At 39.1% G+C, this 15211-nt stretch carries 17 protein-coding genes; 14 read left to right on the top strand and 3 right to left on the bottom strand.

Annotation, left to right across the window (positions count from 1 at the left end):
* The first annotated feature begins 54 nt into the window (after nucleotides 1-54).
* The 10 genes from ACFVSH_RS09380 (at nucleotide 55) to ACFVSH_RS09335 (ending at nucleotide 9550) form a co-directional block, all read left to right on the top strand.
* Entirely contained in the window at nucleotides 55-765 is a 711-nt protein-coding gene (locus ACFVSH_RS09380; protein WP_387705747.1) for an amino acid ABC transporter permease, read from the top strand.
* A complete protein-coding gene (locus ACFVSH_RS09375) occupies nucleotides 762-1532 on the top strand; it encodes an amino acid ABC transporter ATP-binding protein (protein WP_387705745.1) in 771 nt (256 codons plus the stop codon). The genes ACFVSH_RS09380 and ACFVSH_RS09375 overlap by 4 nt, the downstream gene beginning before the upstream one ends.
* A gap of 23 nt (nucleotides 1533-1555) precedes the next feature.
* On the top strand, nucleotides 1556-2065 hold the full coding sequence (locus ACFVSH_RS09370) for a GNAT family N-acetyltransferase (protein ID WP_089362828.1): 510 nt from the start codon (nucleotides 1556-1558) through the stop codon (nucleotides 2063-2065).
* A gap of 14 nt (nucleotides 2066-2079) precedes the next feature.
* Nucleotides 2080-3222, top strand: a complete 1143-nt coding sequence (locus tag ACFVSH_RS09365; protein ID WP_387705743.1) for an amidohydrolase — start codon at nucleotides 2080-2082, stop codon at nucleotides 3220-3222.
* Between the two features lie 443 nt (nucleotides 3223-3665).
* Complete coding sequence (locus ACFVSH_RS09360) at nucleotides 3666-4670, top strand: LLM class flavin-dependent oxidoreductase (protein WP_387705741.1); 1005 nt, start codon at nucleotides 3666-3668, stop codon at nucleotides 4668-4670.
* An 87-nt stretch (nucleotides 4671-4757) separates the two neighbouring features.
* Nucleotides 4758-5591: a MetQ/NlpA family ABC transporter substrate-binding protein gene (locus ACFVSH_RS09355; RefSeq protein ID WP_377394956.1), complete on the top strand. Its 834-nt coding sequence runs from the start codon at nucleotides 4758-4760 to the stop codon at nucleotides 5589-5591.
* 45 nt (nucleotides 5592-5636) lie between these two features.
* Entirely contained in the window at nucleotides 5637-6716 is a 1080-nt protein-coding gene (locus ACFVSH_RS09350; protein WP_377394953.1) for a methionine ABC transporter ATP-binding protein, read from the top strand.
* Nucleotides 6658-7308, top strand: coding sequence for a methionine ABC transporter permease (locus ACFVSH_RS09345; RefSeq protein ID WP_377394950.1), 651 nt, complete (start codon nucleotides 6658-6660; stop codon nucleotides 7306-7308). Before ACFVSH_RS09350 ends, ACFVSH_RS09345 begins: the two co-directional genes overlap by 59 nt.
* A gap of 34 nt (nucleotides 7309-7342) precedes the next feature.
* A complete protein-coding gene (locus tag ACFVSH_RS09340; RefSeq protein WP_387705749.1) occupies nucleotides 7343-8194 on the top strand; it encodes a MetQ/NlpA family ABC transporter substrate-binding protein in 852 nt (283 codons plus the stop codon).
* 12 nt (nucleotides 8195-8206) lie between these two features.
* Entirely contained in the window at nucleotides 8207-9550 is a 1344-nt protein-coding gene (locus ACFVSH_RS09335; RefSeq protein WP_387602053.1) for an LLM class flavin-dependent oxidoreductase, read from the top strand.
* A gap of 190 nt (nucleotides 9551-9740) precedes the next feature.
* Here ACFVSH_RS09335 and ACFVSH_RS09330 read toward each other — a convergent pair whose 3' ends face one another.
* Complete coding sequence (locus ACFVSH_RS09330) at nucleotides 9741-10526, bottom strand: glucose-1-dehydrogenase (RefSeq protein WP_377394944.1); 786 nt, start codon at nucleotides 10524-10526, stop codon at nucleotides 9741-9743.
* Between the two features lie 18 nt (nucleotides 10527-10544).
* Complete coding sequence (locus ACFVSH_RS09325) at nucleotides 10545-11396, bottom strand: GRP family sugar transporter (RefSeq protein ID WP_387705738.1); 852 nt, start codon at nucleotides 11394-11396, stop codon at nucleotides 10545-10547.
* Nucleotides 11397-11610: 214 nt separating this feature from the next.
* Between ACFVSH_RS09325 and ACFVSH_RS09320 the strand changes: the two genes are divergently transcribed.
* Nucleotides 11611-12171 (top strand): thioredoxin family protein, encoded by a 561-nt coding sequence (locus ACFVSH_RS09320; protein WP_387705736.1) that lies wholly within the window; start codon nucleotides 11611-11613, stop codon nucleotides 12169-12171.
* A gap of 178 nt (nucleotides 12172-12349) precedes the next feature.
* Here the strand turns inward: ACFVSH_RS09320 and ACFVSH_RS09315 are convergent, their stop codons facing one another.
* Complete coding sequence (locus tag ACFVSH_RS09315; RefSeq protein ID WP_192207813.1) at nucleotides 12350-12895, bottom strand: helix-turn-helix domain-containing protein; 546 nt, start codon at nucleotides 12893-12895, stop codon at nucleotides 12350-12352.
* Nucleotides 12896-13255: 360 nt separating this feature from the next.
* Between ACFVSH_RS09315 and ACFVSH_RS09310 the strand changes: the two genes are divergently transcribed.
* Genes ACFVSH_RS09310 through ACFVSH_RS09300 form a run of 3 tightly spaced genes read left to right on the top strand, consistent with a single transcriptional unit; the run spans nucleotide 13256 to nucleotide 15182 of the window.
* A complete protein-coding gene (locus tag ACFVSH_RS09310) occupies nucleotides 13256-13495 on the top strand; it encodes a PLD nuclease N-terminal domain-containing protein (RefSeq protein ID WP_192207814.1) in 240 nt (79 codons plus the stop codon).
* Entirely contained in the window at nucleotides 13492-14397 is a 906-nt protein-coding gene (locus tag ACFVSH_RS09305) for an ABC transporter ATP-binding protein (RefSeq protein WP_387705734.1), read from the top strand. The genes ACFVSH_RS09310 and ACFVSH_RS09305 overlap by 4 nt, the downstream gene beginning before the upstream one ends.
* Nucleotides 14394-15182 (top strand): ABC transporter permease, encoded by a 789-nt coding sequence (locus tag ACFVSH_RS09300; protein ID WP_260287429.1) that lies wholly within the window; start codon nucleotides 14394-14396, stop codon nucleotides 15180-15182. The genes ACFVSH_RS09305 and ACFVSH_RS09300 overlap by 4 nt, the downstream gene beginning before the upstream one ends.
* Nucleotides 15183-15211 lie beyond the last annotated feature (29 nt).

Below are 15211 nucleotides of genomic sequence, written 5' to 3'. Positions count from 1 at the left end.
GTATCAAACTGTTGATGTGTCTGTTACTGGATAACAAAGGGAGGAGAGAAGGACTTGACGATTGATATTCTATTCATTTGGGCTGCTTTTAAGGAGATTATTAAAGCACTTCCGATCACACTTATCTTAACGATTCTTCCTCTTCTTGCAGGTTTTATTATCGGTCTCGCTGTTGCCTTGATTAGGATATATAAAGTGAAATTTCTTTGTAGAGTTGCAAATGGATATGTTTCCTTCTTTAGAGGAACACCAATTATTATGCACATAATGCTCATTTATTTCGGTTTTCCATTATTAATCGATCAAATTTCAAAAAAATTTGATTTGGGTATTCAATCTAATTCCATTCCGATCATTTTATTTGTCTTAACCGCCTTATCGTTGAGTGCGGGTGCCTATTTATCAGAAATATTCAGATCGGGAATTATCAGTGTCTCCAATGGCCAAATGGAGGCTGCCTTTTCCGTGGGGATGAATTCGTTTCAAGCCATGACGCGAATTGTTTTGCCACAGGCCATTGCTCAGTCCATCCCGAATTTCACGAATATTTTTATTGGATTCTTGCATACGTCATCTATTGCCTTCATTGTATCGCAAAAAGAAATGACAGGAGCAGCCAATATAGTTGCATCCACCAATTTGAAATTTTTGGAGTCTTTTATCGCTGCTGGTTTAATTTATTGGGGCCTCACAATCATTGCAGAGGGGCTTTCGTTTTTAATTGAGAAAAAGGCCACTGCCTATAATCGAGGAGGAGTACAATGATTTATTTAAAAGATATAAAAAAATCATTTAACCAGCAGCCTGTTTTAAAAGGGATTAATTTGAAAATAGGAAAGGGAGAAGTAGTTACCATACTTGGACCGAGTGGATCTGGGAAAACGACCCTGCTTAGGTGCTTGAACTTTCTCGAGAAGCCAGATGAGGGAATTGTTCAAGTCGGAGATATCCAGGTGAAGTCTAAAAAGGCGACCAAAAGGGAAATCTTATCCCTTAGGAGACAATCGGCAATGGTTTTTCAGCATTATAATTTATTTGCTCATAAAACTGTTTTGGAGAATGTAATGGAAGGGTTAATTGTTACAAAAAAATATAAGAAAGCTGAAGCGAAACGGGAAAGCGAGCTGTTATTGGAAAAAGTAGGTTTGGGAGATAAGCATAACCATTTCCCTTCGCAATTGTCAGGAGGGCAACAGCAGCGTGTTGGAATTGCCAGGGCGCTTGCTTTAAATCCGGAGGTCATTCTATTTGACGAGCCAACGTCGGCACTCGACCCTGAGTTGGTTGGGGAGGTGCTTTCTGTCATAAAAGCAATTGCACAGGAAGGCATCACGATGGTGATTGTGACCCATGAAATGAGTTTTGCTAAAGAGATATCGGATCGCGTTCTTTTCATGGATGGCGGGGTCATTGTTGAAGAAGGGTCACCATTGGAGATTTTCAATGCTCCAAAAAAAGAGCGAACACGACAATTTTTAAACCGGATATCAAGAGATTTTTCCGTATCGTTTTTAGAAGAAAGGGCCAATTAAAGGAAGGGGCAAAAGGAGGACGTATGATTAATACAATCGTAGTCGATGAATTGATTGAAGAAGATAAAGAGACGGTGCGCCGCTTATTGGTAGAAAGTTATCAACAATATGAACATGAATATTCGAACCCGGAAGCTTGGGAAGGATATTTAAAAAATATTGAATCCTCGGTGGATAATCCACATGTTGATAAGGTGTTGGTTGCAAAGTGCAATCAGGATATCCTTGGCACATTACAGCTTTTTCAGTCATCTGAAAAAGCATATGAAAAGCCGGAACTTGGGATTTTTTCACCAATCATCCGGTTGTTGGCCGTTCATCCCGAATCAAGGGGACGCGGTATCGCTCAGGAATTATTAAAAGCTAGTGTAAATTATGCAAAATCGCAAGGTGCGTCCAGTTTGTATCTACATTCTACTGATAAGATGCATAAAGCCATTAAACTATATGAATGGTTTGGCTTTAAACGGGATCGAACGAAGGAATTTCAAAATCATGATATTTTAGTAAAATGCTATCGCTTAGATTTATAGAAGGAGGCGACTGTATGAATCGAGAGCTGGAAAAGCGCTTAATATCGATACGGCGCCATTTACATCAATATCCTGAGTTATCAAATGAAGAATTTGAAACGACAAAATCGATACAAACGTGGCTCGAGGAAGAGGGCATTGAGATCCGTCATACAGGATTGAAAACAGGTGTTTTTGCAGATATAAAGGGCGGCAAGCCCGGACCGACAGTCGCCATAAGGGCGGATATCGATGCGCTTCCGATTGAGGAACGAACCGGGCTTCCATTTGCTTCGAAAGTAAAAGGAGTGATGCATGCTTGCGGCCATGATTTTCATACTGCAGCTGCAATAGGTGCTGCCTACCTTTTAAAAGAATATCAATCAGAGTTGTGCGGGACAGTGCGATTGCTTTTTCAACCTGCAGAAGAATTAGGTGGCGGAGCGGAGCATGTGATAAAAGATGGTCAAATTGACGATGTAGCGGCTGTAATTGGCCTGCACAATAAACCCAATTTGCCTGTCGGCACCATTGGGATAAAAGAAGGACCGTTAATGGCGGCGGTGGACCGTTTTCATATTGTCCTTCAAGGGAAGGGGAGCCACGCGGCTATCCCTCAAAACGGAAAAGATCCAATAGCGGCAGCGGCTCAGCTTATTACCGCTCTTCAAACTATCGTCAGCCGGAATGTATCCCCATTAGAGAGTGCTGTGGTGAGTGTTACGAGAATAACAGGTGGAAACACTTGGAATGTAATTCCGGGTGACGTAATACTGGAAGGAACGATTCGAACCTTTGAATCTACAATTCGCGAAGAAGTAAAGGATAGGTTTTATTCGATTGTGAATCATATTGCAGCTGCTTTTTCACAGGAAGCTGAGGTTGGTTGGTTTCCTGGACCGCCCGCGCTTCTTAATCATCCGGCAGTCACAGAGATGGCACGCAGGTCTGCTTTGGAGCAATCATTACATGTAATCAATCCTGAACCTTCAATGGGTGGTGAAGATTTCGCCTATTACCTTCAACATATCCCCGGTACCTTTGCCTTTTTTGGTACAAACGGAAACGAAGATTGGCATCATCCAGCTTTTACTGTTGATGAAAAATCCATTATTAAAGCCGCTCATTTTTTATCTGAAAGTGCCAAGGATTTATTATATAACCATGGTAAGTGGTGAACATATTTGACTTAGGTGCCAGACACGATTTCGTGCTAGCACCTTTGTTGTTATAATTCCAAAGGCTTCATTCCAACTTGATTTCAAGCATAGTCATGATGCGATCATTCCCCCCAATTTTATCTACCACACATAGCCACTCTTCATTCTTTCATTCCAGCTTATCATAGACTCCTCTCTCCTTTTCTCTTCCTCTCATTGATGAATCCTATTCTGATAGCGGTAAGAAGAAAAACATGATAGGAGAGAGCTTGGTTAATTATTAGGCAAAGGCATTCCAAATTCATAAGCAATTGATAGAATTTTTTTATCAATTAAATAAATTTTTCTATCAAATAAGGTGTTGTCAAGTGCTTGTTTACAATGTTAGGATGAATTTCAATTACATTAAAACAACTAATTCGATTTGTTAACTCGGTATTAATGATTGGAGAGAAAGTCATATGAGTTTTAAGCTTGGAATATTAGATCAAAGCCCCATTTTTCCTGGGAATTCGGCAGTTGATGCACTTAAGCAAACCGTAAACCTAGCTCAAAAAGCTGAAGAATGGGGATATACCCGTTTTTGGGTATCGGAACATCATCATATGGAACAAGTTGCTGGATCTTCACCGGAAGTATTAATTTCTTATTTATTATCGAAAACCACATCCATTCGTGTAGGTTCGGGAGGTATCATGCTTCAGCACTACAGCCCTTATAAAGTCGCTGAAAATTTTCATGTTTTATCCACTCTTGCCCCGGGCAGGGTAGATCTTGGCATTGGTAAAGCACCAGGTGGATTTCCTTTATCTACAAAGGCGTTACAATTTGGAACTGTGAATGATGGAAAAGATTTCGGGGAACGTGCATCCTTATTGCAAAAGATAATTGAAAATTCAATCGATGATGATCACTTGCTCTCTGGTATTCAAGCAACACCGATACCGCCTGAAAAGCCAGAAACCTTTCTGCTTGGTGCAAGTTCAGACAGCGCTCAACTAGCCGCTAACCTCAGAATGGATTTTGTATTCGCCAGATTTATTAATAGTGATGATACCATCCTGTATGAAGCGTCTTCTGCTTACCGAAGCAAGTACCCAGAAGGTCGCTTTATCGTATCAGTAGCGGTTGTGGCAGCTCCTACCCAACAAAAAGCAGAGGAGCTGGCAAGCGAGCACAAACTATTTAAAGTTCATCTACAAAGTGGCCGGACGCTGACAGTTCAATCACGTGAGCAGGCTGAGTCATTTGAGAAGCAGGCTGGTGAAGCTTACGAAATAGAAGAGCAGACCGCAAGTGTTATTGCTGGGACTCCAGGATATGTTAACGGGATTTTAAAGGAACTTCAGAAAGTTTTTCAAGTGGATGAATTTATTTTGCATACACCGCTTCGAAAAGAAACAGAACGGATCCAATCCTTCCAGTTGTTGAGTCCGCTTCTCTTAGGGGAAGAGACTATCATATAGAAGGAAAAGAAACGATCCAGAGGGCATGAAGCAGCTGATAAATATTTGTTATTCCAATTTAAAGGATAAAAAAAGGAGCGAGAAACATTGAAGAAAATTAAATGGCTGTCCGTAACGGTTTTAACAGTAGTATTGCTGATATTGGGTGCTTGTGGAAGTAATGAGCAAACATCATCGGAGAGTAAAGGAGACAAGGATGAGGAAGTGACTTTGAAAATTAGTGCAGCCTCAATACCACATGCAGAAATTTTAGAGTTTATTGCACCGGATTTAGAAAAACAAGGCGTGAAACTGGATGTAGTGATATCTACGGATGGTATTCAAACGAATCAACAAACAGCAGACAAAGAATTGGATGCAAACTTCTTTCAACATACCCCTTACTTAGAGCAAGTAAATAAAGATAGTGGTCTGAATTTGGTTAATGTGAAGGGTGTACATATTGAACCATTTGGTGTCTATTCCAAAAAAATTAAGTCTATAGGTGAATTGTCAGACGGAGCGAAAGTAGCCGTACCGAAAGATCCAGTAAACTTTTCACGATCGTTACAGCTTTTTGCGGCAAATAATATCATTGAGCTGGATGGTTCCAAGTCAGGGGATTATACGATTGAGGACATTACAAAAAATGCTAAAAAAATAGAATTCATTCCAGTCGATTCCCCTCTTTTAGTTCACTCGCTAGATGATGTGGAAGCATCGGCCATTAACACAAACTATGCTTTGGAAGGAGGGTTAAAACCTCTCGATGATGCACTGATAATTGAAGGGAAGGATTCACCATATGTTAACATTTTAGTTGCTCGTCCAGACAATAAGGACGATAAAGCGATCCAAAAGCTTGCGAATGCACTAACGACGGAAAAGGTCAAAGAATTTATTTTAGATCAATATGAAGGAGCCGTCGTGCCCGCGTTTTAAGGGTGGCTTCTATACCAAGCTAATTAAAAAGAGGAGGTGGCCACTTTGATAGAATTTCGTCGGGTTTCAAAAGTTTTTGATGACGGGGAGAAGAAAATTGAAGCGTTAAAGGAGATTAATATAACCGTTGAAAAAGGGGATATATTCGGGGTTATCGGTTTTAGTGGGGCCGGAAAAAGTACACTTATCCGAACTGTGAATCTACTGGAATATCCTACTTCAGGTGAAGTGATTGTAGAAGGAAAAAACCTTGCCAAGATGTCTGAAAAAGATTTGCGTGAAGCTAAGAAAAATATTGGCATGATTTTTCAGCATTTTAATTTACTTAATTCCAAAACAGTCTTTGATAATGTGGCGATGCCATTATTGTTAAGTAAAAAAAAGAAAAAAGAGATTGAAGAACGAGTTAATGAGATTCTCCGCTTTGTTGGTCTAGAAGACAAAGCAATGAACTATCCAAATCAGCTTTCAGGCGGACAAAAGCAGCGTGTCGGGATTGCCCGTGCTTTGGCTACAAACCCCTCGATTTTATTATGTGATGAAGCAACATCGGCATTGGATCCACAAACAACAAAATCAATTTTGAATTTGTTGAAACGGATAAATGATGAATATAAAATTACCATTCTAATTATCACGCACGAAATGGAAGTGATTAAAGAAATTTGTAATCGGGTTGCAGTGATGGAGGATGGTAGCGTGATTGAATCAGGGAATGTGATCGATATCTTTGCCCGTCCACGAACAGAAACAACACGTAACTTCATTCGATCGGTTGTTCGAGATGAAGTGCCATCAAGTGTTTATGGATTGCTCAATGAGGATGCCTATTTCAGCCGTATTTTTAAAATTGATTTTTTGGGATTGAGATCTGGGCAGTCAATCGTTTCAAGAACAGCGAAGAGGTTTAATGTGGAAATAAACGTTCTGTTCGGCAATATTACTGAGTTACAAGGCATCCCATTTGGTAATTTAATTGTTGAAATAATAGGAAATGATGATGAAATTGTTCGGGCATTACAGTTTATAAAGAATCAAAAGGTTGAAGTGAAGGAGGTTACGAAGGATGGAAGTAAACAAAGAGCTCATTTTAAACGCCTTGTGGGAAACGCTGTACATGGTTAGTATTTCACTTTTTTTTGGAAGCATCATCGGAATATTCTTAGGCATTTTATTGGTTGTAACAAGAAAAGGTCATATTTATGAAAATAGATTTATTTTTTCTATCGTGAATCCGATTGTAAACATTTTCCGGTCGATTCCGTTTATTATCTTGCTTGTGGCGATTATCCCATTTACAAGACTAATTGTTGGTACGTCGATTGGTACCACAGCAGCAATTGTACCACTCGTGCTTCATATTGGCCCATATATTTCAAGACTAGTAGAGAATTCGCTATTGGAAGTGGATGAAGGCATTATTGAAGCAGCGAAAGCAATGGGAGCAACACCATTACAAATTATTTTCAGGTTTTTAATGCCTGAGGCTTTTGCGTCGTTAATTCTGAGTATAACAACTGCAACAATTGGTTTAGTGGGCGCTACAGCTATGGCAGGAGCTATAGGTGGCGGTGGACTTGGAGATGTAGCGATAACATATGGCTATCAACGCTTTAGCACCATTACTATATTCGTCACCGTTGTAATTCTAGTAATTGTAGTTCAGGGAGTTCAAAGTTTAGGAAATATGTTCGAACGAAAAATTAGAAGGGTGTAGGGCGGTAGTATACAGAGGGAGAGTGGAATGAATGATGAAAAAATATATTTTACCTATACTGCTTATCTTGGGGGTGTTATTGGCAGGGTGCTCAAGTGATTCAACGAATGCAGGAGGGAAACAAACGAAAGTGAAGGTCGGAATTAGAAATTCTGAACTTCGAACATGGGAGTTTTTAAAGGAACAGGCTGAAAAAGAAGGGGTGGAAATTGAAATTGTTAATTTCTCATCGGCTTATGATCCGAATGCAGCGCTAGCAGAAGGGGATATTGACATCAACGCATTTCAACATGTTGCCTATTTAGATTCATTTAATGCGAAAAACGATACAGACATCGTTCCAATTGGGACTACAATTATTGCTCCTCTTGGTTTGTATTCAAGTAAATATAAATCGGTGGAAGAGATTCCAAATGGTGCACAAATTGCTGTGCCTAATGACCAGGCTAACTGGGGGAGAGCTTTATTGTTATTACAAGAAGCTAAACTCTTAAAGGTTGTTGATGACTTTGACGGGAATGGTGGACAGGACAAAATAAAGGAAAATCCGAAGAAAATCAAAATTGTTCCTGTCGATGGTGCAAGTGCCCCACGTGTGATGGAAGATACAGCTGGTTCGGTGATTAATAATGGAGTTGCGGTAGAAGCGGGACTAAATTTAAAAGATGCTCTTATTTATGAAAGTAGTACTGCAAAGCCATATATTAATATTATAGCGGCCAGGAGTGAAGATCAAGACAATGAAGTTTTCAGAAAACTAGTTGATTTCTATCAATCAGAGAAAACGGCTAAGTTTATTGAAGAGACCTATAATGGAAACTATATTCCAACATTCATTACCTTGAAAGAATTGAGCAGTTATAAGGAGATATATTCTAATAAATAAGGAGAGATTAGAATGGCTCAAGACAGACAGATGAAGTTAGCTGCTTACTTGATTGGAACAGGCATGCATGTTGCGTCATGGAGGCATCCGGCATCAAATCCGAATGCAAGTATCGATGTAAAAGCTTTGCAAAGACTCTCAAAAATTGCTGAGAAAGGGAAATTTGATCTTGCCTTTGTGGCAGATAGTTTGGCCATTAATCATGAATCACATCCTCAAATACTTAATCGGTTTGATCCGATTGTACTTATTACAGCATTAGCTGCTGCGACAGAAAAAATTGGCATTGGTGCCACAGCTTCTACAACGTACAGTGAACCTTATGTACTCGCTCGCCAATTTGCTTCTGTTGACCATATAAGCGGCGGACGGGTGGGCTGGAATGTTGTTACGACAGCTGATGCGACCGGAGAAACGGCCTTGAATTTCAGTCGCGATAAACATTGGGGGCACGATCATCGTTATGAACGAGCGGAGGAGTTCATCGATGTTGTCCAAGGATTATGGGATTCGTGGGAAGATGATGCGTTTGTGCATAACAAAGAAACAGGACATTTTTTTGATCCTGATAAAGTACATGAGCTTCGGTATAAAGGGAACTATTTTTCAGTTAAAGGTCCGTTGAATATTGCACGCTCGGCGCAGGGACAGCCGGTTATTATTCAAGCGGGTGCGTCAATACCAGGGCAGCGATTAGCCGCTCGAACAGCCGAAGTCGTTTTCACTCATTGGGATAACATTGAAGAGTCGAAACGATATTATCAAGAATTAAAATCGTCTTTAACGGATTTTGGAAGAAGCGGGGAAGAGCTCCACATCCTTCACGGAATTTCCCCTATTATCGGAGAAACCGAAGAAATAGCCATTCAAAAATACAATAAACTCCAAAGTCTCGTTGACCCTTATGAGAGTTTGAAATTCGTTTCTGGTTATATGGGCAACGTGGATTTTTCAAAATATTCTTTAGATACACCAGCGAAGGATGTTGAGTTTCCATCAGTAAATAGCATACAAAGTAATTTTAATGAAATGAAGAAAATTATTGATGAAGAAGACATAAAAGTCGGTGAATTATATGCGAGATTTTTCAGCCCTGCCAGACGAGATAGATTTGTCGGTACACCAGCTCAAGTAGCTGATGAAATGGAGGTATGGTTTACTGAAAAAGCTGCCGATGGTTTTATGCTTCAATTTCCACTGTTACCAGGCGACTTAGAGGATTTCGTCGAGATGGTGGTTCCAATTTTACAGGAGAGAGGTTTGTTCCGTTTGGACTACGAAGGAGACACTCTCCGCGATCATCTTGGATTAAAGAATCCAATAAATCGCTTTGTTAACGAAGAAATAACAAATTAAATGGAATAGGGGATTAAATTACTCGCATTTTCATTAGAATCCATCAAATAAAGTCATATATAAGGGAAGGACTAAGGAAAGAGGGAATATGGAGAAATCCTAGTCCCTTTTCTTTTCCTATCCATATACATAAATGTCTCTTGTTTATAGAAGGGAAATATCAACAGCTGCTAAAACTAAAAAGTTAATTTCAGCCCTTTCCTGCTTGGAATCCTGGATATTTGGTCATTCCGCCATCAGCATATATGGTCATTCCCGTTACGTAGCTAGATTCTGCGGACGCTAGCCAAGCGGCACAAGCGGCAATTTGTTCTGGTTTTCCGATGTATCCCATCGGTATCAGGTCGATGACTTCTTGTTTAGCTTTTGGGTCATTGAATTTTTTTGCATTGATGGGTGTGTCGATTGCGCCAGGTGAAATATTATTAATACGAATCCCTTTGGGGGCATATTCAAGTGCAAGGGTTTCAGTCATCATCTTCACTCCGCCCTTACTTGCTGCATAGTGGACAAAATGAGGCCAAGGTATCCGGTCATGAACGGATGACATGTTAATGATATTGCCCTTGATACCATGATCGAGCATGTAACTGATTGCTTCCCTGCTTGCCAGGAACATCCCTGTTAAATTTACATCGATGACTTTCTGCCAATCTTCCAGGGTTAATTTTTCGCTGGGCACTTCATTTTCAATACCAGCATTGTTGATCATGATGTCGATCGTACCAAAGGTGTCCGCAGCGAATGAAAGCAATTTCTTCACATCAGCTTCCTTTGAAACGTCGCCTTGAATGGCTGCGGCTTTCCCGCCTGCTGCTTCAATCGTTTTGATGATTTCCTCATGGTCGCCATTTTCAGTGTGATAATTTAATACGACATGTGCTTTTTCTTTCCCGAACCTTTCGGCCATGGCTTTTCCTAACCCTTTTGCCGCCCCAGTAATGACTACCACTTTTTTCTCTAAATCTTCATACATCATTCATCGCCCCTTTGACTATTCTTTTGTAAAGCCGATCATGACTCCGCCAGCAATTACGAGTACACACCCGATGATGACGAAGGCCATTTGCTTCTTGGATTTTTTCTCTCCTAAAAGAAAGATGCCTCCTAAAGTGGAAATGACGATTCCCATTTGGGAAAATGAGAATGAGATGGCAACGCCCACTTTTGGATTAGCGAGCAGGAGACCGATATTACCGACTGCCCACATCAATCCGGTTAGAATATTCCGCCTAGCATACTTATTAAACGGTTTATGTTTGATGGAAAGGAGCAGGGCAGCCAGGAACATGCCGATTGCTTGCGGCAGGATCGCCGACCATCCGTCAACTTCATTCCATCTGACAACAATGACATATGTAACATAACCCACCGTTGAAATGGCAAGGTGAAGAACCCCTTTTTTCATGCTTCCTGCTTTTTTGTTATCACCATCGCCGGAGCTCGTCAGCAAGACACCTGTAATCAAACAGATTATTGCAACAATGCCGATAATGACTGTCATCCTGTCATTCCATTCCCTGAAAATGATAACCGCAAAAAATGCATTTCCTAGAATTTGCAGTCCTGTTGAGATTGGAACGGTTTTCGATACCCCGATTTCCTTGACGCTATTGAATTGAAATAACTGCCCGAATGCCCAGCCTATCCCGGAAATGATGCCGACAATCCACACTAGACTGCTCCATTCCGGCGGATTGATGAAAGACATCATGATGGCGAACAGTAATGAACCGATTGTAATGCCAAGTGTTTGATTATAAGAGTTGCCCCCGAGTTTTTCGGAAACAAGCACTAAGCTGCCCCATGTCAATGCAGGGAGTAGTGCAAAGAGAAAACCTTCCACAAAATTTCATCTCCTAAACTAAAAAACAATGATTTAATGAATATATAATAGGTATTTAGCAAGCTATTGAATGTATTTAGAGTTTTCCCTTTACACGGGAAAGAAAAACATGGTTTTAATTTACCAATTTGTCATTTTATTTTTCAGTGTGGAAACAATGAAATAATAAGTGTTTTATGGTACTTTAAATGTAAAAATAGTTAGGAGAAATAGTATGACGACACTGAATGAATGGTTCGAAAAGGGGATTCCTGCTAAAGAATTTGTAGCTTCGATGAAAGTTCATAAAGAAAACTTACAATCGATTCGGGAAGGTTTTACCATTTCTACAGAGGACCAAGGTTTTTTTGATGAATTAAAGAAGAAGGAACTTCGAGCCATTGTCATTACTGAAGACTGGTGCGGGGACGCGATGATGAATATTCCTATATTGTTGAATATATCTGAAGCGGCAAATATTGAAACTCGCATGGTTTTACGAGATCAAAATCTAGAACTGATGGATCAATACTTAACGAATGGAACAGCGCGTTCGATTCCCATTTTTATATTCATTGATAAGAATGGCGAAGAAAAAGCTGTTTGGGGACCTCGTGCACCAAAGGTACAAGAGTATGTAATGGAGTTGAGGTCTGACCTGCCGGCCAAGGATGATGAGCGTTTCGAGGCAGAGCAAAAGGCAGTTATTAAAAAGATAACTGCATCTTTTGCTGAAGAAAAGCACTTGTGGGACGAAGTATACAGCAGCATCAAGGAAGCATTGGGGAGCTGCTGACAGCGGGTATGGCACTGTCCAAAAGAGGGTGGTTAAGCCCATTTTAGATTTTCTTCCATGATGTATGGCTGTTTCAAAACGTATACTGCAACCTGATTGGTTGAATATATAGTTACGATTCCTTCTATAAGAATTCACCGTTCTTGAGTCCATGGTTTTGGAACAGCCTTTTCATTTTTTATGATTCTGGAATAATTGTGACACCGATTGTTCGAATAGGAGAGTCTTGTTTAGCACTTTGATTAGTAGCTTTGTAGTATTTTACCATTAAATCGTTCAATTCATTTTGGAAGTTAATAAAGCTTTCATCATCAAGCTTTAGTTCTAAAAGGGAAAAGGTTGAGCCATCTTCCGCGCAGTCTCTTTCTTCTAATTTAGTAAGATAGTTTTGATATTGAGTCATAAGGGATAATTGATAATAAGAAAAATAGTTCACCTTTTTCTCATTAGAAGATTTTTTCCATTCTTCCCCGCTAAGTCGCGCTTCTTCTTCATTTAAAACATAGTATTTTTCAGAAACGGATCTCACTTTTTTTTCTTTTACAATGCGAATGACCCCTGAATCCAACAGAACCTGTATATGTCTATATAATGTTGCTTGGGGTACATCTTTAATGATTTTTAACATTTCCAATGGTGTTAAGCCACTTTCCCTGTTTCTCATTAAAGCTTGGGTAATCTTTATTCTTACAGGATGCATTAAAATTTCAGCTTTATTAATCATCTTCTTCTCCTCACATTGGAAATATAATCTTAAATCAATTTAGTAGGTCATGAATAATAAGTTTAACTCATCATAAATTGTAATGATTGAATCACTTTTATTTAAATAAAAATGACACAGTTCGAAAAATAATATTACAGAAATATTTTTTTGAAGTAAATCATAAGCCTTTTCGAATAAGTGTAAAAAAATAATGTCTATATTTTTATTATTATTCATTGTGATAATATTATCATTATAAATAACAATAAAAACTAAAACAATATTTTATTAAAGAAAAAAACAGGTGCAAAATTCCATTTTCCATGTTATCATTATCGATAATGATAACATTATTTCATTTTCAAAGGAGTGGTATATATGGAATTGCATTATGGATGGAACGAATTGAAAGATATTGATTTCATGTCGATTCTGCCGATTGTTTTACCGGTAATTGCTATTGGGATGATTTTAGTGCTTATAGCATTAATTGATTTATACAGAAATCGAAAGACGAGGAAAAATGTTTTATTGTGGACACTCATCATTATTTTTGCAAATACTATCGGTCCAATTCTGTACTTCGTTATTGGTAGAAAGGACAGTGAAAGAATATGAAATTAGAAATTAAAAATGTTACAAAAAAATTTAAAGAAAAAACAGCGGTCAATAATTTTTCAATGGAACTGCAATCAGGGGAATGTGTCGGATTGATAGGGCCAAATGGGGCTGGTAAATCGACACTAATAAAAGTGATTTCAGACATAATAGATCCAAGTATGGGAGAAGTATTGCTTGATGGTAAGAAAATTTCAAAAATGAAAAAGGAGATAGGCTATTTACCACAATACCCTAACTTCTTTCAATGGATGACTGCCAAAGAAACCCTCACTTTCATGGGCCAGCTCTCAGGTATCAAGAGGGAAGAATTATTAAGCGGCATTCCTGAGATATTGTCGAAAGTGGGGTTGAGCGGGGAAGAGAATTCCAAGGTGCGGACTTTTTCAGGCGGAATGAAACAAAGGCTTGGAATTGCACAGGCATTGTTACATAAACCGGCATTGATTGTCATGGATGAACCGGTTTCTGCATTGGATCCAATCGGCCGGAGAGAAGTGTTAAACATCATAAAAGAGATAAAGAAAGATTCGACAATTTTAATATCGACGCATATATTAAGCGATGCAGAAGAAATATGTGAGAGGTTTGTCATTATAAAAAGCGGTAAAAAAATTGAGGACACAACAATGTCGGAATTATTAAACAGGAATAGCGGAAATAAAATCAATGTCGACATAACCTCTAAAAGTCAAAAATGGATAGAAAACGTTAAAAGCTTGAACTTTGTCAAAGGTGTAGAGGTAATGGGAAATAAATTGAAGATTGAAGTGGAAAATATTGAGTCAAACAAGAATATGTTACTGGCGGATGCTTTGGAGCATAATGTTGATCTTGTAAGGTTCGAAATAGATAACGATACATTGGAAGAGATATTCTTAAAATTGGTGGTGGAAAAATGAATAATTTTGCCGTTTTAGCTAAAAAGGAATTTGTTCAGATGTTACGTGAATATAAAGTGATTTGGCTGCCGCTTGTATTTATATTTTTAGGAATAACTCAACCAGTCGTAAGCTATTATTTACCTTCAATATTAGAGGCACTGGGCGGGGGCCAAGGGATTACCATTGATCCAAGCATGGCTGCCCAAAAAGGCGGCGAAGTTCTTGCTAGTACATTAGGGTCTCAATTCGATCAGTTAGGGGTCATGATCATCATCGTTTCCATGATGGGAGTGGTACAATCCGATAAAGCAAATGGAATGCTGGCTTTCATTCTTACAAGGCCAGTGACGGTTGGATCTTATATAAGCGGGAAAATCATTTCCAATTATCTGTTTGTTGCCTGCAGTGTAGCATTGGGATATTTGGTTTCATATCTGTATGTAGTTTTTTTGTTTACGAGTGTTGATTTTGCGGATTTAGTAGTGGCGTTGCTGTTCTATCTGCTGTGGGTCCTATTTATCGTTTCATTCACGACGATGATCAGTACCATTTTTAATAGTCAGGGTATTATTGCATTAATTTCGATAGTATTTCTCCTCGGCTGTAGAATCATAGTTGGGTTAAGTCCGGTTATAGACAATATGAATCCGGCAAGCATGAGTAAACATGCCATGGAAGTACTGATTTTAGGCACAGTGAATTCACAGGCGATTTGGGGGGCAATAGCGGCACTTGCGTTAACGGCAGTAACGATATTGGTAACGAACATATGGATTTCAAAAAAGAAATTCAATAACGAGTAAGTTGGGGATGGAAATGTGTTAATCATGAA

It is taken from the genome of Peribacillus sp. NPDC058002, from assembly GCF_042886655.1.
Lineage (GTDB): Bacteria > Bacillota > Bacilli > Bacillales > DSM-1321 > Peribacillus > Peribacillus aracenensis.
The sequence above is the reverse complement of the archived record's forward strand: the minus strand, read 5'-3'. Positions and strand labels throughout refer to the sequence as shown.

Bases quoted from the DNA above. Each gene is read 5' to 3' on its own strand.
- ACFVSH_RS09375 (WP_387705745.1), top strand. From the start codon at position 762: ATGATTTATTTAAAAGATATAAAAAAATCATTTAACCAGCAGCCTGTT.
- ACFVSH_RS09370 (WP_089362828.1), top strand. From the start codon at position 1,556: ATGATTAATACAATCGTAGTCGATGAATTGATTGAAGAAGATAAAGAG.
- ACFVSH_RS09365 (WP_387705743.1), top strand. From the start codon at position 2,080: ATGAATCGAGAGCTGGAAAAGCGCTTAATATCGATACGGCGCCATTTA.
- ACFVSH_RS09360 (WP_387705741.1), top strand. From the start codon at position 3,666: ATGAGTTTTAAGCTTGGAATATTAGATCAAAGCCCCATTTTTCCTGGG.
- ACFVSH_RS09345 (WP_377394950.1), top strand. From the start codon at position 6,658: ATGGAAGTAAACAAAGAGCTCATTTTAAACGCCTTGTGGGAAACGCTG.
- ACFVSH_RS09340 (WP_387705749.1), top strand. From the start codon at position 7,343: ATGAAAAAATATATTTTACCTATACTGCTTATCTTGGGGGTGTTATTG.
- ACFVSH_RS09335 (WP_387602053.1), top strand. From the start codon at position 8,207: ATGGCTCAAGACAGACAGATGAAGTTAGCTGCTTACTTGATTGGAACA.
- ACFVSH_RS09330 (WP_377394944.1), bottom strand. From the start codon at position 10,526: ATGTATGAAGATTTAGAGAAAAAAGTGGTAGTCATTACTGGGGCGGCA.
- ACFVSH_RS09320 (WP_387705736.1), top strand. From the start codon at position 11,611: ATGACGACACTGAATGAATGGTTCGAAAAGGGGATTCCTGCTAAAGAA.
- ACFVSH_RS09315 (WP_192207813.1), bottom strand. From the start codon at position 12,895: ATGATTAATAAAGCTGAAATTTTAATGCATCCTGTAAGAATAAAGATT.
- ACFVSH_RS09310 (WP_192207814.1), top strand. From the start codon at position 13,256: ATGGAATTGCATTATGGATGGAACGAATTGAAAGATATTGATTTCATG.
- ACFVSH_RS09305 (WP_387705734.1), top strand. From the start codon at position 13,492: ATGAAATTAGAAATTAAAAATGTTACAAAAAAATTTAAAGAAAAAACA.
- ACFVSH_RS09300 (WP_260287429.1), top strand. From the start codon at position 14,394: ATGAATAATTTTGCCGTTTTAGCTAAAAAGGAATTTGTTCAGATGTTA.